Raw genomic sequence first — 16,649 nt, forward strand, 5'->3', positions numbered from 1 at the left:
TGGAAGGTGACCCATGCTGAAAACCAACCCTCAGCCCCATCGCAGAGAGCGCCCCATTACCCTGTCAGTCATCGTGCCCGTCTACAACGAGGGCGAGGGGCTGGCATTGACCCATCAGAGGGTCACCCGGGTGCTGGATGCCTTGCCGGACCGCTGCGAGATCATCTACGTCGACGACGGCAGCAAAGATGACAGCTGGTCCCTGGTGCAGAGCCTTCCCGGATCCTCCAGTGATCATGTGGGCCTGAGTCTCAGCCGTAACTTTGGCAAGGAGGCGGCCATGAGCGCCGGCTTGTCCCATGTGCGCGGACAGGCGGTGATCCTGCTGGACGCCGACCTGCAGGATCCCCCCGAGCTGATTCCTCAGATGCTGGACGCCTGGCGGGACGGCGCGGACGTGGTCAACATGAAGCGGCGGTCACGCCTGGGAGAGAGCTGGTTCAAGAAGCTGACGGCCGGGGCCTTCTACAAGGTGATGAACTGGGCCTCAGATGTCCCCATTCCGGAGAACGTCGGAGACTTTCGACTGATGAGCCGTCAGGTGGTGGACCACATCAATCAGTTGCCCGAGCGCAATCGTTACATGAAGGGGCTGTTTGCCTGGCCCGGCTTCAAGCAGATCACCCTGGAGTTTGACCGGGACCCCAGAGCCGTCGGCGTGACCAAGTGGAACTATGGCAAGCTGTTCGGCTTCGCCATGGACGGCATCGCCTCCTTCAGCATCCGGCCACTGCGACTGGCCACCTGGTGTGGCTTGCTGACCGCCTTCAGCGCCTTTGTCTACGGCATGGTGGTGGTGGTCAAAACCCTGGTGTTTGGCGAAGTGGTCAGCGGTTATCCCTCGATGATGGTGGTGCAACTGCTGCTCGGCGGCATCCAACTGCTGGCACTGGGGCTGATTGGTGAGTATCTGGGGCGGGTGGTGATGGAGGTGAAACAGCGTCCCCAGTACCTGATTCGCGAAGCGTCCCACAATGACGGCGTGGATACCCTGGTCGCCCTGGAGGCCCGCCGATGATCGCTCGCGTTATTCGCTCGCCCCTTGGGTGGGTGTTGTTCCTTGCCCTGGCCGTTCGTCTGCTCTCTCTCGGTGCCTATCCGCTGATGGACACCACCGAAGCCCGCTACGGCAACATGGCCAGGCTGATGGTGGAAACCGGCAACTGGCTGACGCCACAATTCGATCTGGGGGTGCCGTTTTGGGGTAAGCCGCCGCTGCACACCTGGATGAGTGCCGGCTCTGCTGCCGCTCTGGGGATGAATGAGTTTGCCTTAAGGTTGCCCCACTGGCTGGCGGGCGTGGCCGTGTTGGCTCTGATGGCGCTGTTCGCCAGACGACAGGGGCTCAGTGGTCTGGTGTGTGCCATGGTGCTGGCCACCTGCGTGATCTTTGCCATTGCCGCCGGCGCGGTGATGACCGACATCGCCCTGACCCTGGGGATGACCCTGGCCATGGTGGGTTTCTACCTTGGCTGGCAGGGGCACTATCGGGCTGGTTACCTGGGCTTTGTCGGCCTGGCCGTGGGACTGCTGGCCAAGGGGCCTCTGGTGATCGTGCTGGTGGGGCTGGCGGTGGTGCCATTTCTTATCTGGCAGCATCGCCTGAGCTTTCTCAAGGCGTTGTGGCAGCGTATTCCCCTGGTGGGGGGCACTGTGGCCATGATGATCATCGCCGCGCCCTGGTATCTGGCGGCCGAGCAGGCCACCCCAGGCTTTTTGAACTACTTCCTGGTGGGCGAGCACTTCCTTCGATTTGTGGAGAGTGGTTGGCAGGGCGATCTCTACGGCAGTGCCCATGACCAGCCCAGAGGCACCATCTGGGTGTTCTGGCTGATGTCGGCTCTGCCCTGGTCCCTGGTACTGCCGGGGCTGTGGTGGCGCAAGGGCCGCCGGGGGCTGAGCCCGCTGCAGGGGTTTGCCCTGTGCTGGATGGTGTCGCCCATGGTGCTCTTTACCTTTGCCGGCAACATCCTGCCCGCCTATGTGTTGCCCGGGGTGCCGGCTCTGGCGCTGCTGGTGGCCAGCATGGTTGAAGAGAAGGATAAGCGCTGGTTGTCTGTAACCGGACTGGTGCTGCCGCTGCTGCTGAGCGCCGCCACCCTGGTTTTGCACTTCAAGGTGGGTGAGGAGCGCAGCGACAAGGCGCTGCTGGCCCAGGCACCGGGGTGGAACCAGCCCCTCTACTATCTGGGTAAACGCAGCTTCTCCGGGCAATACTACTCAGGTGGCCGGGCCGAACTGGTGGCCGATGCCGATGAGCTGGCCCTCAAAACCGGCGACTACTTCCTGGTGTTGCCGTCCGGGCGCAACTGGCGGGATCTGGGGCTGGAGAGTCGTCACTGCGTTCAGTTGGCTTCGGCCAGAAAGCGCAGCATGCTGGAGTGCCGGGCCGATGTCGCACTGGATTAAGTTTGCCCTGGTGGGGAGCATGGGGTTTGGGGTGGACATGACAGTGTTCACCTCGCTGCACCTGGCCGGGCTGGCCCCCATGGAGGCCAGAGGCCTGGCGTTTCTGGCGGCGGCGTCGACCACCTGGGCAGGCAACCGCTGTTTTACCTTCAGCGATCGCAGCCAGGGCAGGGCGGGGGGGCAGTGGTTCCGGGCTTTGACGGCCGCTTTGATGTCGGCCCTGCCCAACTTTGCCCTGTTCTGGCTCATCCTGAGACTGGTTGGGGAGGACTGGCCGGGGCCTCAGTTGGCCCTGGTGGCCGGCATTGCCGCGGGTACGGTGTCCAACTACCTGCTCAGCAGCCGCTGGGTATTCGCCGCTACTGCGTCTCCCGATAAAGCATGACCTGTTCTCCGGCATTCAGCTCCACGGTACCGTCTGCCTCCAGACCCAGTTTCTGAAGCACTCGCCGAGACGCCAGATTGTGCTCTGAGACTATGCCCACCACCGTGGGCAGGACCAGAGTCTCTCTGGCATGGCGCATCACCGCCTGACAGGCTTCGGTGGCCAGACCCAGGCCAAAGTAGGCTTCGCTGATGGCGTAGCCGATGTCCGGATAGGGCAGCTCATCCCGCTTCACCAAGCCAGCGATGCCCACGTCCGCGCCACTCTGGGTCAGGCTCAGGTGATACATGCCATAGCCATGTTGACGATAACTGGCGATGGGCCCGGTCTCCAGGTGATGGCGTGCCTGCTCCAGTGTCCTGACGCCCTTGTCGTGAATCCCCTCAATAAAAGCCTGCTCGTTCAGGAGCTTCAGGTAGAAAGGCGCATCATCCATGGTCAGTTCGCGTATGGTGAGTCGGTCTGTGGTCAGCGGTTTCATTTACTCTCCTGGAGATAGGCGACGTGGTGCCCATGCGCTGAGGGTGATCCCTGTGGGTTCACTCCGCATGAGTCTGCCTGGAGCACGGCGTTGCTTCCGGCAAACAGTCAGGGTAGCCATCCAGTTGCCACTTTGGCAAGGGGGGAAAAACGTCTGTTATTCTGGTGTGAATTCGATACTATGAGCGATCCCACTTCGGGAGAGCAAAGGGAGAGCGGTGATGATAGAGACGGAACGTGTAGTGCTCAGGCCCTTTGAATGTGAGGACGCCGAAGCAGTGTTTGCCATAAGCGCAGACCCCAGGGTGACCCGCTATACCGGCGACGGTGACCGTGTGAAGACCCTGGAGGATGCCAGTGAGATCATCGCCAAGGTGTTTTTCCAGGATTACGCCACCTATGGTTATGGCCGCTGGGCTGTGGTCTGGAAGGAGACCGGTCAGGTGATCGGCTTCTGTGGACTGAAGTATCTGCCTGAGATGAAGCAGACCGACTTTGGTTACCGCTTCATTCCGGAATTCTGGGGCAAGGGCATTGCCACAGAGTGTGGCCGGGCCATGCTCGACTACGCCAGCCAACATTGGGACACCGGCCCCGTGGTGGCCATGACCGACCCTGAAAATGATGCCTCCCATAGGGTGCTGCTGAAGCTGGGCTTCGAGCAGGACGGCATGGTGGAGTATTGGGGCGAGCAAGTCAGATTTTACAAGCAAGGAAACTCTTAAGTGACAACCACTGGAAAACCTTTGATGGCGGCGCTGGTTGCGCTGTCGCTGTTCATCGGTGCCTCCCCAGTTGAGGCCAATCAACCCTCCATCTACAGCCATATGGACACCACTCACCCGGTCTGGGCTGAGCATGGCATGGTGGCCAGTCAGGAGCGGCTGGCCAGTGAGGTGGGGGTGGAGATCCTTCGCCAGGGGGGCAATGCGGTGGACGCTGCCGTGGCCGTTGGCTTTGCCCTGGCGGTCACTCTGCCCAGAGCCGGCAACCTTGGGGGCGGCGGGTTCATGGTGGTGCACCTGGCCGAGTCCGGCAAGGACATCGCCATCGATTACCGTGAGATGGCCCCTGGCCTGGCTCACAGGGACATGTTCCTCAACGAGGAGGGGGACGCGGTCTCCGACCTCTCCCGCTTCCATGGGCTGGCAGTCGGGGTGCCCGGCACTGTTCGCGGCCTGGAGCTGGCCCTGTCCAAGTACGGCACCATGAGTCTGAAACAGGTGGTGGCCCCGGCCATCGCACTGGCACAGAAGGGGATTCAGGTGACTCCGGATCTGGCCAACAGCCTCAAAGGCCTGCAAAAGCGCCTGGGCCGCTGGGAAAGCACTCAGAAGGTGTTCTATAAGGCCGGCGGTGGCCTCTATGCCCCGGGCGAGTTGCTGGTGCAGCAAGATTTGGCAGACTCTCTCAAGCGCATTGCCGATAAGGGCAGTGACGGTTTCTACAAAGGGGAAACCGCCCGCCTTATCGCCAAAGCGGTGCAGCAGGCCGGTGGGGTCATGAGCGAGGCCGACCTGGCCAACTACCGGGCTGTGGAACGCCAGCCAGTGCGGGGTGAGTATCGCGGCTATGAGGTGATCTCCATGCCGCCGCCCTCTTCAGGGGGCGTGCACATCATTCAGATGCTCAACATGCTGGAACATAAGCCCATCGGCGAGATGGGGGCAGGCAGCGCTCAGAGCATCCACTGGATGGCAGAGACCATGCGTCGTGCCTACGCCGATCGCAGCGAATACCTGGGGGATCCGGACTTCACCAAGGTGCCTGTGGCCGGCCTGACCGATCCCGACTATGCCGCCCAGCTGCTCAAGGGCATTGACCCAAACAAGGCCACGCCTTCCAGCACCATCAAGCCGGGCAACCCCATCCCCTATGAGAGCGACCAGACCACCCACTACTCTGTGGTGGACAAGTGGGGCAATGCGGTGTCCAACACCTATACCCTGAATTTCAGCTATGGCTCCGGTCTGGTGGCTGAGGGCACGGGTATCCTGCTCAACAACGAGATGGACGATTTCTCCGCCAAGCCCGGCACCCCCAACGGTTATGGTCTGATTGGTGGCGAAGCCAATGAGGTTCAGCCCGGAAAGCGTCCTCTTAGTTCCATGAGCCCCACCATAGTGATGAAGGAGGGCAAGCCCTTCCTGGTGACCGGCAGCCCTGGTGGCTCCCGCATCATCACCACCACCTTGCAGGTGATCATGAATGTGGTGGATCACGGCATGAACGTGGCTGAGGCCACCGCCGCGCCCAGGGTGCACCATCAGTGGTACCCGGACGAGATTCGCGCCGAGAAGAGCATCAACCCGGACACCAAACGGATTCTGGAGTCCATGGGGCACAAGGTGAAGGTGAAGTCTTCCATGGGCAGCACCCAGTCCATTATGGTCACCGATGAGGGGCTGATGGGCGCCTCCGACCCCAGACGCATGGGCGCCGCCACCTTAGGTTATTAAAGGGAATGTAACAGCTCACGAATCAGTAAAAAGGCCTCCAAAGGAGGCCTTTTTGGTGTCGGGCTTGCCCGTTGACTCATCTGATTCAGATGATTTCAGCGTTTTGTCCTCTCTGAGCTGTAAATGGTTGTAATCAGATTCAGAACTTTGCTTACGGCCTGAAGGGAACTTTGGCCAAAGATCTCACTCTTTGGCAGGATGTGAACTTATACACGCTTCTGGTTGCTAATTGGTTGTTTTTCTGGAACAGAACAATCGGGGCGTGCAGACTCTGCCGTCGCAAGGATTGCACCACCACGCGACTTTAGCTCGCGAACAAGATATTTCACGCAGCAGAAGGCTTCCTACCATAGGAAGCCTTTTGTATTTTGGCCCGCTGTGTGTTCCTTTCTGCCACCGCTTGGTGACAGCCATTTACAAATTTTCTCTGCCGCCTTTGTTACAACTTCGCCCCGAGACAACGCAATCTAGGGCAGCAGTGTGAAATCCAATCAGACCGGTTTTTTAAGACTTATCCATGCAACTCGATACTCCTGGCTCGGCCTTAAAGCCGCCTGGAGGTGTGAGGCGGCGTTCCGTCAGGAGCTGGTGGGTTTTCTGGTACTGGCGCCCCTGGCTCTGTGGTTGCCTGTCAGCGGACTCGAGACGCTGTTGCTGATCGGTTCAGTGGTGGCGCTGATCATCGTCGAGTTGCTCAACTCCGCCGTCGAGGCAGTGGTTGATCGCATCGGAGACGAGTTCCATCCCCTTTCAGGTCAGGCTAAAGACATGGGATCGGCGGCGGTGCTGTTGACCCTGCTGATGGCTGCTGCCACCTGGGCCTACGTGTTGTTCTCCAACTTCTTATAAAAAACAACAACCTTTGGATGACAATATGTTTGATAATCTGCGCCGGCGGATGGGGTTACTCTACCCCATTGTGTCCGCATTGGGGGTGGCGCTGCTGGTGATGACCCTGTCGCGGGCCGGCTTGGCTTTGTGGCAATGGGATCGGGTAACCGCAGCCGAGGGGTGGGGCACCCTGTTTCTGAGCGGCTTAAGGGTGGATCTGTCCGCCTTGAGCTACCTGTTTATCCTTCCTGCACTCCTTTGCGTCCTCCTTGCCGGCAGCGGCACATTAGGCCGAGGCTTCCTCAAGGGTTTGCGCCTGTTTCTGGTGGTGGCGCTGTGGTTTGTGGTGTTTATGGAGCTGGCGACCCCCAGTTTCATCCTGGAGTATGACGTTCGGCCCAACCGTCTCTTCTACGAATACCTCAAATACCCCCAGGAGGTGTTTGGCATGCTCTGGAGTGGCTATAAGCCGGAGCTGTTTATCGGCTTTGTGGTCAGCAGCCTGACCTTGCGGTTGGCCTGGGGCTGGAGTGGCAACTGGATCAGCGACCTCAGCGCGCCCCGCTGGTATTGGCGGCCGGTATTGGCCTTGTTGGTGGTGATCATTGGGGTTGGGGGGGCGCGCTCCTCTCTGGGGCACCGGCCCCTCAATCCGGCTTTGGTGGCTTACTCCACGGATCCACTGATGAACGATCTGGTGCTGAACTCCGCCTACTCCATGGTGTTTGCCTTGAAACAGGCGGAATCGGAAGACAGCGCCTTCGATTATTACCCTGAGATGGACCGTCAGGAGATCGTCCAACGGGTTCGCGCGGCCACCAGCCTGAGTGCTTCCGACTTCGTCTCCGGCGCCTTTCCCACCCTGGCCGAACACCCCGCCAGCTTTCAGGGCAAACCCAAAAATCTGGTGATCCTGCTTCAGGAAAGCCTGGGCGCTCGCTACGTGGGTGGGCTGGGCGGCCTGCCGCTGACCCCAAACCTGGATAAGTTGATAGAACAGGGGTGGAACTTCAACCGGATGTACGCCACCGGCACCCGCTCGGTACGCGGCATCGAAGCGGTGACCACAGGGTTTTCTCCGACGCCAGCCCGGGCGGTGGTCAAGCTCAATGACAGCCAGCGTAACTTCTTCTCCATCGCCGATCTGCTGCGAAGCCATGGTTACCACACCCAGTTCATCTACGGTGGAGAGAGCCATTTCGACAACATGAAGAGCTTCTTCCTGGGCAACGGCTTCGTCGATATGCAGGACTTTCCCACTTTCGAGACCCTGAACTTCGAAGGGGCCTGGGGGGCCTCCGATGAGGACCTCTACATCAAGGCACACCAGCAGTTCACCAAACTGCACGGGCAGGGCAAGCCCTTCTTCAGCCTGGTGTTCACCTCCTCCAACCACAGCCCCTTCGACTACCCCAAAGGGCGCATCGAACCCTACAACCAGCCGGATCAGACCCGGGAGAACGCAGCCAAGTATTCAGACTGGGCGCTGGGGCAGTTTATGGCGAAAGCCCGGACGTCCGAGTACTGGAAAGACACCCTGTTTTTGGTGGTGGCGGATCACGACTCACGCACCTATGGGGACAAGCTGGTGCCCATCAACCATTTCCGCATTCCGGCGGTGATTGTTGGGGACGGGGTCGAGCCCAGGCAGGATAACCGTCTGGCCAGCCAGGTCGATCTGGCGCCGACCCTTTTGTCCCTGATGGGCATCAGTGATCAACACCCGATGATAGGCCATGATCTGACCCGCGAGGTGCCCAGAGAGAAGCTCAGGGCGATGATGCAGTACTACAAGAACTTCGCCTGGATGAACGATGACAATGAGGTGGTGATCTATACGCCGGAACAGGCGGCCCAGGGTTTCCTGTATGACCCAGTGGCCAGCAGCCTTACGCCCAAGGCACAGCCTGAGGAGATGGAACGAACCGCCCTGGCCAATGCCCTGTGGGGCTCATTGGCTTATTACCAAGGTTTGTACCCTGGTGTGGAGAAGCAGGTCAGGGTAGCCAGAGAGGAGTCCGGCGCCAATTTGGCACAGGGGGTGGGAGCCCCCTAGTATCACACAAAGGCAAAAGGGGCGCCGATGGCACCCCTTCTTGTCACTGGTATTGGCTGTTATGCAGAGAGTAGCGAAGCGCGGAGCTCTTCCACTTCTCTCCCCCTTGCCAGCGTTTCAAGAAGGTCTCGCCGTCCAGTATCACCCGACCGCCCACGGAGGTGACCCCCAGTTCGAACAACACCTCTGGCAGCAATCCGACCGAGGGGCCAATCAGCGCCACTTCGTCGGCGTCCTTGACCAGGGGCAGCAGGGTGTTGAGGGTGTGGTTGATGACTGTGGTGCCGGTGATCAGGATCTTGTTGCAGTAGGTCAGGGCCTGAGGGTCGGTGGTGACCAGCAGGTTCTCCTCCGCCCGCGCCAGCTCGGCTTTGAGTTCAATCACGGTGACCGGAATGCCCTGCTCCTTGAGCGAGTCGATAAGGGGAGGAAAGAAGCCCACCATGCCTACCCGGTCTCCAGCAGTGAGTTTCAGCAGGGCCAGGGTGTCCTCGGCCTTGCTGTACTCAAACCCTCTCTCCCTGAGCAGCTTCTGACTGATGGCATTCAGTGCACCTGAGCCCAGCACCTGTTGCCAGGGGGCTGGTTCAAGATACAGCTTGGCCAGTTCCGTGACCGGCTGACCAAGGAACTGCTGATAGAGGCTGTCATCCTGAAGTACCTTCAGGGCGCCGCCCAGCTTGGTGTAGGTCAGGCCTATGGTGCCGTCGTCCAGCTCAATGGCGCCGAACTTGGCGTTGGGGTTGCTGTCCAGGCCCTCTTTCATGATGTGAATGGCCCGAACCTTGGGAATCGCGTTGGTTTGCAGTGCGCCAATGATGCGCTGATAGACAGAGTTCATGGTGTCAGTCAGTGGTGAGTTTGCCCCAGTATACTCCGGGTAATCAGGGGGAAATGAGAGCTAAGACAGGTTTAACCCAGTGAAGTGCTCGGATAATCAGGGTGATCCGCAGCGGCAGACGGCCACTGGGGACTGGTGGCAGTGACTGTTAATGAACTCAGAGGGGAATTAAGGGGCCGGGACGGCGGCCCCTGGAGGGTTAGATTTCGATGACTACCTTGCCTTTGGACTGGCCGCTGGCCAGTCGGGCATGGGCCTGACCGGCCTGGGCCAGGGTAAAGCTGGGCTCATCCACGATGGGGGTCAGTTTGCCTGCTTCGGCGACCTCGGTCAGCTTGGCCAGGATCTGGCCGTGAGTCTCACGCTGGACGTCATGGAGCATGGGGATCAGCATGAAGACCACGTGCAGAGACAACCCTTTGAAATGGGCGGTGGAGAGGTCCATCTCCACCAGGCTGACGGTGGACGCCACCTGGCCATTGAGCTTGGACGCCTGGAAGGAGTTCTCCATGTTGGCGCCGCCGACAGAGTCGAACACCACGTCGAAACCCACCCCATCGGTATGCTTGGCCACGTAGTCGGCCACAGGCTCCTGGATGTAATCGATGGGGGTGGCACCCAGTTGCTCAACCAGCGCCAGCTTGTCGCTGCCTGTGGCAGTGGAGAACACCTCGGCGCCCAGGTCGTTGGCCAGTTGCAAGGCGATGTGGCCCACGCCGCCGGCGCCGCCATGAACCAGCACTTTCTGACCGGCCTGGGTACCGGCGCGTTGCAGACCCTCGAAGGCGGTGATGCCCACCAGAGGAATGGCGGCCGCTTCTTTCATGGAGAGGTTTTTCGGCTTGCGGGCGATAAGCCTGGCATCCGCCAGCATGTATTCGGCTAGGGTGCCCTGCAGATCAGCCAAACCACCGGCACAGCCATAGACCTCGTCGCCGACGGCAAAATCGGTGACGCCCTCGCCGACCGCGTCAATGGTACCGGCAAAGTCCATGCCCAGTACTGCGGGCAGGGAGGGTGACAGTGGCAGCGCTTCCCCCATCTGACGAATCATGGTGTCCACGGTATTGACGCTGGTGGCGGCGACCCGCACCAGCACGTGTCCCGGCTTCAGCTCCGGCTTGGCGATCTCCGCCAGTTCAAATACGTCAACGTCGCCGTAGCTCTTGATAATGGATGCTTTCATCTTAGTGGTCCTTGATAAGCCTGAATCGGCTGTGGTCGATTGATGACATCGATGATATTTACCTTGCTTGATATTGATAATTGCCAGCCGCAGCGAATCAGTTTTTAGTTTTTGATGAAAATATTCCGGGTATAGTGTGGGTACTGGAGAGCAGGGTGGATAACAATGAACATTGAATACCTTAGGTTGTTTGTGCGGGTGGCTTCGACGCATAACATCAGTCAGGCGGGCAGCGAGTTGGGCTTGTCCCCAGCGGTGGCCAGCGCTCACATTAATAAGCTGGAAGCCAGCCTCGGCGTGCGTCTGGTGCACCGCACCACCCGAAAAGTGTCGCTGACCGAGGAGGGGGAGGCCTTTTTGCCGCACGCCGAAGAGGTGCTTTCCACCGTGGATGCCGCCAGGGCGTCGGTGGGGGCCGGTAAGGCGTCCCCATCCGGGACCTTGAGAATCACCGCCCCTGCCTCCTTTGGGCGAATGCACATGATGCCGGCGCTCAAGGGGTTTATGGCTCAATACCCCGAATTGTCCATTGATCTGCGGCTGACCGACTCCATTGTGGATCTGGTGGAGGGGGGCTTCGACATCGCCATTCGCAATGCCCTGCTTAAGGATTCCAGCCTGATCGCCCGCCAGCTGGCTCCGGACAGAAGGATTCTCTGCGCGTCGCCACAGTACCTGGAACAGCATGGGGAGCCCGGTCATCCGGAGGAGCTACGTAATCACAACTGCGTCCACCTCACGGGGCTGGAGAACTGGGTGTTTGATGCCCCTGAGGGGCAGGTGAGCATCAAGGCCAAAGGCAATCTGAGGAGCGATCACGGCGAGGCAGTGCGAGATGCCTGCGCCAACGGCATGGGCATCGCCCTGTGTGCCACCTGGATAGCCTATGAGCATCTGAAACGGGGAGAACTGGTGGAGATCCTCAAGGATTACCCTCTGGTGTCGGACACCGCCATCTGGGCCGTCTATCCAAGCTCTCGGCTGCTGGCCCCCAAGGTTCGCGCCTTTATCGACTACTTTGCCCAGTACTACGGCATGCCGCCCTACTGGGATGCCTAGGCCAGGATGGCCTCAACCGATGACAATCAATGGGTTGGGGCTGCCGTTTACTTTTGGTTGAAAAAGTTTCAAGGGCTGGCTGATGTAAGTCGGTTGGCCGGGCCTTTACCATGTCGCTCTTCAAGGGCGCCCTCCTTGCCGTTTCCAACTACACAGAGGTAATCCAGCTTGCTCAGTCCTCTCAGCCGCTCATTGGCCAGCCAGCTGTTCCGCATGACCCTGCCGATGATTGTCGGGGTTTTGTCGATCATGAGCTATCAGCTGGTGGACAGTGTGTTCATCGGCCGCCTCGGTGTTCAGCCTCTGGCTGCCCTGGGTTTCACCATTCCGGTGTACCAGCTGATCATCGGCATCCAGGTGGGCGTGGGCATCGCCACCACTGCGGTGATCTCCCGTGTGTTGGGAGAAGGCAATGACGCGCGGGCCAGAGAGATTGCCACCCTAGTGCTGGCGTTGGGGGCCCTGACCATACTGGCGCTGTGTCTCGCCATCTGGGTCGGCCAGGAGGCCATGTATGGTTTGCTGGGGGCTCAGCCTGAGCTGTTTCCTGTGCTCAAGGCTTACTGGTTGCCATGGCTGGCGAGTGCCTGGTTCGGCGCCATGCTCTACTTTGGTTACAGCCTCTACCGCTCCCACGGCCAGACAAAACGGCCAGGGGCGGTGATGGTGCTGACCAGTGTGCTGAACCTGGTGCTGGATCCTCTGTTTATCTTCACCCTGGATATGGGGATTGCCGGTGCCGCCTGGGCAACCATCTGTGCCCTGGGCGCAGGTTGCATCATCATCTTCAGGGGAGTCATCGCCAACGGCTGGCTGAACATCAGGCTCAGCCTGGGCGACAGCCTGGCCAATGCATCTCAGCTGACCCGTGTGATGTTGCCGGCGACCACCAGCCAGTTCATTCCGCCGGTGGCGGCCATGGCGGCCACGGCGCTGGTGGCGGGGTTTGGAGAAAATGTGGTGGCGGCCTGGGGGCTGGGGTCACGAATCGAGCTGTTCTCCATTGTGGTGGTGCTGGCCCTAACCATGGCGCTGCCTCCCATGGTGGGCAGGCTCAGGGGACAGGGGGAGTTCGACAAAATTCGCTTGCTGGTCAACCTGTCCATGGCCTTTGTTGTGCTCTGGCAGCTGCTGGTGGCCCTGTCAGGCGTGATGTTCTCCTCTTCCATCAGCCTGCTGATGGCCAATGATCCTCAGGTGGCGGTGATCCTGGCCAGCTATCTGAACTGGGTGCCGCTGAGCTTTGGCGCGCTGGGGATCTGCATGGTGCTGGTGTCCGTGGCCAATGCCCTGGGCAAACCGGCCCGGGCACTGCTGATCTCTGCGCTGAGGCTGCTGGGGTGCTATCTGCCTTGCCTGTGGCTGGGAACCGAGCTGGGAGGCGAACAGGGCCTGTTTATTGGGGCCATGGTTGGCAACTTTGCCGCTGGCATCATGAGCTGGGTGCTGTATCGGGGCTGCTTTGAGCAGATGCAGAGTGCATCCCGGCTTGCTGTGGCCAATGCAGGGCGATGCTCTGAGTCGGCCTGAGATTAGCCAGCACCAGTACTCATAGGGCAGCGCCAGTTGCGTATCGTCGGGGCCTCATTGCCGATTATTGCACTCACTGGGTGAGCTGATTGACCAGGAAAATACAGCTTGCCGGTTTGGAGTGGCAGGGTTTATTAAACCTAAACTGTGCCGACATCCATTCAGCTGTCTTTCTAACGCCTGAATTCCAATGTAACTATATACATCTTATTTAAACTCTTTCCAACATCAGCTCAATTATCGGACTGACAAAGCCTTGCTAACCTTTTAAACACGCTTGGAAGACTTTTCAGGTCACCATTTATTTTGTGTTTAGTTGGAGAGACATAATGGCTTATCAAGGATATACCACATTCAGTGCCGAACAAGATGGCGGCGTATTAACTGTCACTTTTGATTTTGGTCCGGTGAATGTACAGGGTCAGGAGATGCTCGAAGACCTGATGGGTCTGGCCATGCGTCTGGAACGAGATCGCAGCGTCAAGGTGGTGGTGTTTCAGTCGGCTAACCCGGAAATCTGGGTGTGCCATTACGACACCAATCTGCTGAAGGATATGTCCACAGACGCCGTCTCGCGTTCAGAGGCTAAACTGCTGGATCTGCAGGTGGTACTGGAGAGAATCAGCAAGCTGCCTCAGGCGACCATTGCCAAGCTTGAAGGGGTGGCCCGCGGCGGCGGTCATGAGTTTGCTCTGGCGTGCGACATGCGGTTTGCGGCCCGAGGCAAATTTAAGTTTATGCAGATGGAAGTGGGGATGGGGATTCTTCCCTGCGGCGGCGGAGCGTCCAGGATGGCCCGTCAAACCGGCCTGGGCCGGGCTTTGGAGATCATTCTCAGCGCTCGTGACTTCACCGCCGATGAAGCACAAGCCTATGGAACCATCAACAAGGCGTTGGATCCGGAAGAGATTGGCGAGTACGTAGACAGCTTGGCCAAACGTATCGCCGCGTTCCCGGCAGAGTCCATCAATGCGTGTAAGCAAGCCGTGTATGAATCCATCGACAAGCCCATTGATGAGGCGTTGAAAGCCGAAGCGTACTGGCTCTACCAAGCGACCAGTAAAACACCGGCCATCAAACGGTTTCAAATAGCGGATGAAAAGGGGCTGGAATATGACCTGGATAATCAGCGCAATTGGAATGACTTGGTGATGAAGGTACAGGAGATCAATTGATCGCCTCTGTATCTTGTTAGTTGTGGTTTAACCCTTATTTGAAGCCATATAGTTAAACCTACAGCCGCTTGTTTCAAGCTGACTGGTTATTTGCAAGATGTTTTACAAAGATTCGGAGGTATTATGCTCGGAGAGAGCCATGCATTATTGGTTGAGTTTCAAGAGTACAGGGCGAAGTTAGAATCGATAATGTTATCTGATGCGTCTTTTAAAGCGGATGCCAACAGGTATCATGCACTGGATGAGGAGATTCGCCAACTGGAGCTGAGAAACGCCCCCATAGATGACGCCTCCATGCATCAGCTTAAACATGACAGGGCTCAGTTAAAAGACGTTCTCTACCGGCGTTTGCAACAGGCATAAGTGCCAAACCTCGGGCCATCTCCTGCTTAAGAAAGGTGATGGCTGGCCTAAAAGGGCAGGGCAGAGACTTGGGGATTTGAAACTGCGTTGTGCGATCAAACTAGGGAGAGATGTTCGCCTTCGGCGTTACTCCGCTCATTCTTCGCTCCGTTGCGAACTGGAGAGTTTGAACCAAGTCCTCCACAAATCGCAGATAAAGAAAAACCCCGGTCGCAAGCGACAGGGGTTTCTCTTTATATGGCGGTTAGGGAGAGATTCGAACTCTCGATACGTTGCCGTATACACACTTTCCAGGTATGCATGGCAGCCCATCGGCCTCAGTTGCTGTATTGGCATCGGAGTTTTATGGGGGCTGAGTGGGATAGTGGCTTGGGCTGCGCACGCATAGGCGTGCATGTTTTTCCGCTTCGCGGGGCAGCCACTCGGACACCTAACCAAACGAAAAAAGGCCCAATCTTTCGATTGAGCCTTCTTTCTAATATGGCGGTTAGGGAGAGATTCGAACTCTCGATACGTTGCCGTATACACACTTTCCAGGCGTGCTCCTTCAGCCACTCGGACACCTAACCTAAATATGGCGGTGAGGGAGAGATTCGAACTCTCGATACGTTGCCGTATACACACTTTCCAGGCGTGCTCCTTCAGCCACTCGGACACCTCACCATATTTTGGATTTGTTGTTTTACGAGCTCAAATCATGCTCAGTGGTGTGGTGGCTGAGGACCCCGCCTGGGGCGTGGTTAAGCTGCGCTGCTGCAGCCACTCGGACACCTCACCATATTGTCTGTCTTTGCTGGCCTTGGCCAACAGGACGGGGCGTACTTTACGGATCACAGGTGTATGGGTCAAGCGGCTTAGGGCCGAAATGAGTTCGGTTGCGCTGCTTTTAGCCGTATTGGTTGAAAAATGGAGATTTACTGGCAAAAGTTGCGGCAGATGCCTGGACTATGGATTCAGACCCAGCCCATATGCCATCGGTCAGAGTCTTTAAGATCTTCCGTGGACATCTCAACAGGGGCTCGGTTATTCACTCCCTGGAGTCCGACGCGGGTGACATGCCCGTGGGCGTCTGTGTAGGTGTAGGTCACCAGAAAATGGGTGTCATTGTTGATGGAGGTGGTCGCGGTCCACTTGCTCAGCGGCAGGTACTTTTCGGAAAACAGGTTCATAACTACTCCCCCTCAAGCCTCAGTGAGTACGATGGCCGTCTTTTGGCTCCTGATCCTAGTGTAGAACGCCATGCAGACCCCGCAAGGGCATTAAGCCCTGTGGAGTTAAGCCTTGTCATCCTTACGGTGATTGGTCAGGATGGGATCACTGACCAACCTCAAAGGAGTGAGAACAGTGTTGGACCTTCTTCCGGATCTCTGTGATGACTATCTGTCTGAATTGACAGTCCTTCCCCCTATCTTTCGCCAATTTGGCGGCCAATCCATCTTTTACGGCTCAGTGGTGACCATCCGCTGTCCGGAGGACAACTCTCTGGTTCGCCACTGGGTGTCCCAGCCCGGTGAGGGGCGGGTGCTGCTGGTGGACGGGGGAGGCGGCGACCGTCGCGCCCTGCTCGGGGACAACCTGGCCAAACTGGCCGTGGACAATGGTTGGTCGGGCATAGTGGTTTATGGCTATGTCCGTGATGCCGCCACGCTGGCCACCCTGCCTCTGGGCATTCAGGCCCTCGGGGCGATGCCGGTGAAAACCGAAAAGCGGGGCCTGGGTGAAGAGGAGGTGGTGGTTGAGATCCAGGGGCGCACCATCAGGCCGGGGCAGTACCTCTATGCCGATGACAATGGTGTGGTGGTCTCCGATCGGCAACTGCCGATTTCTTTGTCATAACCGACTGAGATATTTGAGTTAAAATAGAAGAACTCCCAC

General features: G+C 58.5%; 16 protein-coding genes and 2 tRNA genes. 12 read left to right on the plus strand and 6 right to left on the minus strand.

Annotation, left to right across the window (positions count from 1 at the left end):
• Positions 1 to 13 precede the first annotated feature (13 nt).
• Genes QUE41_RS08115 through QUE41_RS08125 form a run of 3 tightly spaced genes read left to right on the plus strand, consistent with a single transcriptional unit; the run spans position 14 to position 2,794 of the window.
• Complete coding sequence (locus tag QUE41_RS08115) at positions 14 to 1,018, plus strand: glycosyltransferase family 2 protein (RefSeq protein ID WP_286342373.1); 1,005 nt, start codon at positions 14 to 16, stop codon at positions 1,016 to 1,018.
• Positions 1,015 to 2,409, plus strand: a complete 1,395-nt coding sequence (locus QUE41_RS08120) for an ArnT family glycosyltransferase (RefSeq protein WP_286342374.1) — start codon at positions 1,015 to 1,017, stop codon at positions 2,407 to 2,409. Before QUE41_RS08115 ends, QUE41_RS08120 begins: the two co-directional genes overlap by 4 nt.
• Positions 2,393 to 2,794, plus strand: coding sequence for a GtrA family protein (locus QUE41_RS08125; protein ID WP_286342375.1), 402 nt, complete (start codon positions 2,393 to 2,395; stop codon positions 2,792 to 2,794). Before QUE41_RS08120 ends, QUE41_RS08125 begins: the two co-directional genes overlap by 17 nt.
• Here the strand turns inward: QUE41_RS08125 and QUE41_RS08130 are convergent.
• Entirely contained in the window at positions 2,769 to 3,275 is a 507-nt protein-coding gene (locus QUE41_RS08130; RefSeq protein WP_286342376.1) for a GNAT family N-acetyltransferase, read from the minus strand. The genes QUE41_RS08125 and QUE41_RS08130 overlap by 26 nt on opposite strands.
• Before the next feature lie 220 nt (positions 3,276 to 3,495).
• Between QUE41_RS08130 and QUE41_RS08135 the strand changes: the two genes are divergently transcribed.
• From QUE41_RS08135 to QUE41_RS08150, 4 genes are all read left to right on the plus strand, one after another.
• Complete coding sequence (locus QUE41_RS08135) at positions 3,496 to 3,999, plus strand: GNAT family N-acetyltransferase (protein WP_286342377.1); 504 nt, start codon at positions 3,496 to 3,498, stop codon at positions 3,997 to 3,999.
• A gap of 24 nt (positions 4,000 to 4,023) precedes the next feature.
• A complete protein-coding gene (gene ggt, locus QUE41_RS08140; RefSeq protein WP_286342378.1) occupies positions 4,024 to 5,733 on the plus strand; it encodes a gamma-glutamyltransferase in 1,710 nt (569 codons plus the stop codon).
• Between the two features lie 480 nt (positions 5,734 to 6,213).
• On the plus strand, positions 6,214 to 6,582 hold the full coding sequence (locus QUE41_RS08145) for a diacylglycerol kinase (protein WP_286342379.1): 369 nt from the start codon (positions 6,214 to 6,216) through the stop codon (positions 6,580 to 6,582).
• Between the two features lie 25 nt (positions 6,583 to 6,607).
• A complete protein-coding gene (locus QUE41_RS08150; RefSeq protein ID WP_286342380.1) occupies positions 6,608 to 8,620 on the plus strand; it encodes an LTA synthase family protein in 2,013 nt (670 codons plus the stop codon).
• Between the two features lie 43 nt (positions 8,621 to 8,663).
• Here the strand turns inward: QUE41_RS08150 and QUE41_RS08155 are convergent, their stop codons facing one another.
• Together QUE41_RS08155 and QUE41_RS08160 are read right to left on the minus strand one after the other, a co-directional pair.
• Positions 8,664 to 9,461, minus strand: coding sequence for a DUF364 domain-containing protein (locus QUE41_RS08155; protein ID WP_286342381.1), 798 nt, complete (start codon positions 9,459 to 9,461; stop codon positions 8,664 to 8,666).
• Between the two features lie 199 nt (positions 9,462 to 9,660).
• A complete protein-coding gene (locus QUE41_RS08160) occupies positions 9,661 to 10,647 on the minus strand; it encodes a zinc-dependent alcohol dehydrogenase family protein (RefSeq protein WP_286342382.1) in 987 nt (328 codons plus the stop codon).
• A 165-nt stretch (positions 10,648 to 10,812) separates the two neighbouring features.
• On the opposite strand from QUE41_RS08160, the gene QUE41_RS08165 reads away from it, so the two are divergent.
• The 4 genes from QUE41_RS08165 to QUE41_RS08180 all read left to right on the plus strand — a co-directional run bounded on the left by QUE41_RS08165 (position 10,813) and on the right by QUE41_RS08180 (position 14,774).
• Complete coding sequence (locus QUE41_RS08165; protein WP_286342383.1) at positions 10,813 to 11,706, plus strand: LysR family transcriptional regulator; 894 nt, start codon at positions 10,813 to 10,815, stop codon at positions 11,704 to 11,706.
• Between the two features lie 168 nt (positions 11,707 to 11,874).
• Positions 11,875 to 13,236: an MATE family efflux transporter gene (locus QUE41_RS08170; RefSeq protein WP_286342384.1), complete on the plus strand. Its 1,362-nt coding sequence runs from the start codon at positions 11,875 to 11,877 to the stop codon at positions 13,234 to 13,236.
• 329 nt (positions 13,237 to 13,565) lie between these two features.
• Positions 13,566 to 14,411, plus strand: a complete 846-nt coding sequence (locus tag QUE41_RS08175; RefSeq protein ID WP_286342385.1) for an enoyl-CoA hydratase/isomerase family protein — start codon at positions 13,566 to 13,568, stop codon at positions 14,409 to 14,411.
• 189 nt (positions 14,412 to 14,600) lie between these two features.
• Positions 14,601 to 14,774, plus strand: a complete 174-nt coding sequence (locus tag QUE41_RS08180; RefSeq protein ID WP_353506868.1) for an HP1242/YdcH family protein — start codon at positions 14,601 to 14,603, stop codon at positions 14,772 to 14,774.
• 481 nt (positions 14,775 to 15,255) lie between these two features.
• Here QUE41_RS08180 and QUE41_RS08185 read toward each other — a convergent pair.
• The 3 genes from QUE41_RS08185 to QUE41_RS08195 form a co-directional block, all read right to left on the minus strand.
• Positions 15,256 to 15,343: transfer RNA gene (locus QUE41_RS08185), tRNA-Ser, on the minus strand.
• A 6-nt stretch (positions 15,344 to 15,349) separates the two neighbouring features.
• A tRNA-Ser gene (locus QUE41_RS08190) sits at positions 15,350 to 15,437 on the minus strand.
• Positions 15,438 to 15,727: 290 nt separating this feature from the next.
• The gene (locus QUE41_RS08195; protein ID WP_286342387.1) at positions 15,728 to 15,943 is read right to left on the minus strand and encodes a TIGR02450 family Trp-rich protein; all 216 of its coding nucleotides are present in this window, start codon (positions 15,941 to 15,943) and stop codon (positions 15,728 to 15,730) included.
• Between the two features lie 175 nt (positions 15,944 to 16,118).
• On the opposite strand from QUE41_RS08195, the gene QUE41_RS08200 reads away from it, so the two are divergent.
• The gene (locus QUE41_RS08200; protein ID WP_286342388.1) at positions 16,119 to 16,610 is read left to right on the plus strand and encodes a putative 4-hydroxy-4-methyl-2-oxoglutarate aldolase; all 492 of its coding nucleotides are present in this window, start codon (positions 16,119 to 16,121) and stop codon (positions 16,608 to 16,610) included.
• Positions 16,611 to 16,649 lie beyond the last annotated feature (39 nt).

The organism is Ferrimonas sp. YFM (genome assembly GCF_030296015.1).
Classification (GTDB): domain Bacteria; phylum Pseudomonadota; class Gammaproteobacteria; order Enterobacterales; family Shewanellaceae; genus Ferrimonas.

Excerpts from the sequence above, each read along its gene's own strand:
- QUE41_RS08125 (WP_286342375.1), top strand. The coding sequence starts at position 2,393 with ATGTCGCACTGGATTAAGTTTGCCCTGGTGGGGAGCATGGGGTTTGGG.
- QUE41_RS08195 (WP_286342387.1), bottom strand. The coding sequence starts at position 15,943 with ATGAACCTGTTTTCCGAAAAGTACCTGCCGCTGAGCAAGTGGACCGCG.
- QUE41_RS08165 (WP_286342383.1), top strand. The coding sequence starts at position 10,813 with ATGAACATTGAATACCTTAGGTTGTTTGTGCGGGTGGCTTCGACGCAT.
- QUE41_RS08130 (WP_286342376.1), bottom strand. The coding sequence starts at position 3,275 with ATGAAACCGCTGACCACAGACCGACTCACCATACGCGAACTGACCATG.
- ggt (WP_286342378.1), top strand. The coding sequence starts at position 4,024 with ATGGCGGCGCTGGTTGCGCTGTCGCTGTTCATCGGTGCCTCCCCAGTT.
- QUE41_RS08115 (WP_286342373.1), top strand. The coding sequence starts at position 14 with ATGCTGAAAACCAACCCTCAGCCCCATCGCAGAGAGCGCCCCATTACC.
- QUE41_RS08135 (WP_286342377.1), top strand. The coding sequence starts at position 3,496 with ATGATAGAGACGGAACGTGTAGTGCTCAGGCCCTTTGAATGTGAGGAC.
- QUE41_RS08175 (WP_286342385.1), top strand. The coding sequence starts at position 13,566 with ATGGCTTATCAAGGATATACCACATTCAGTGCCGAACAAGATGGCGGC.
- QUE41_RS08155 (WP_286342381.1), bottom strand. The coding sequence starts at position 9,461 with ATGAACTCTGTCTATCAGCGCATCATTGGCGCACTGCAAACCAACGCG.
- QUE41_RS08160 (WP_286342382.1), bottom strand. The coding sequence starts at position 10,647 with ATGAAAGCATCCATTATCAAGAGCTACGGCGACGTTGACGTATTTGAA.
- QUE41_RS08180 (WP_353506868.1), top strand. The coding sequence starts at position 14,601 with ATGTTATCTGATGCGTCTTTTAAAGCGGATGCCAACAGGTATCATGCA.
- QUE41_RS08150 (WP_286342380.1), top strand. The coding sequence starts at position 6,608 with ATGTTTGATAATCTGCGCCGGCGGATGGGGTTACTCTACCCCATTGTG.
- QUE41_RS08120 (WP_286342374.1), top strand. The coding sequence starts at position 1,015 with ATGATCGCTCGCGTTATTCGCTCGCCCCTTGGGTGGGTGTTGTTCCTT.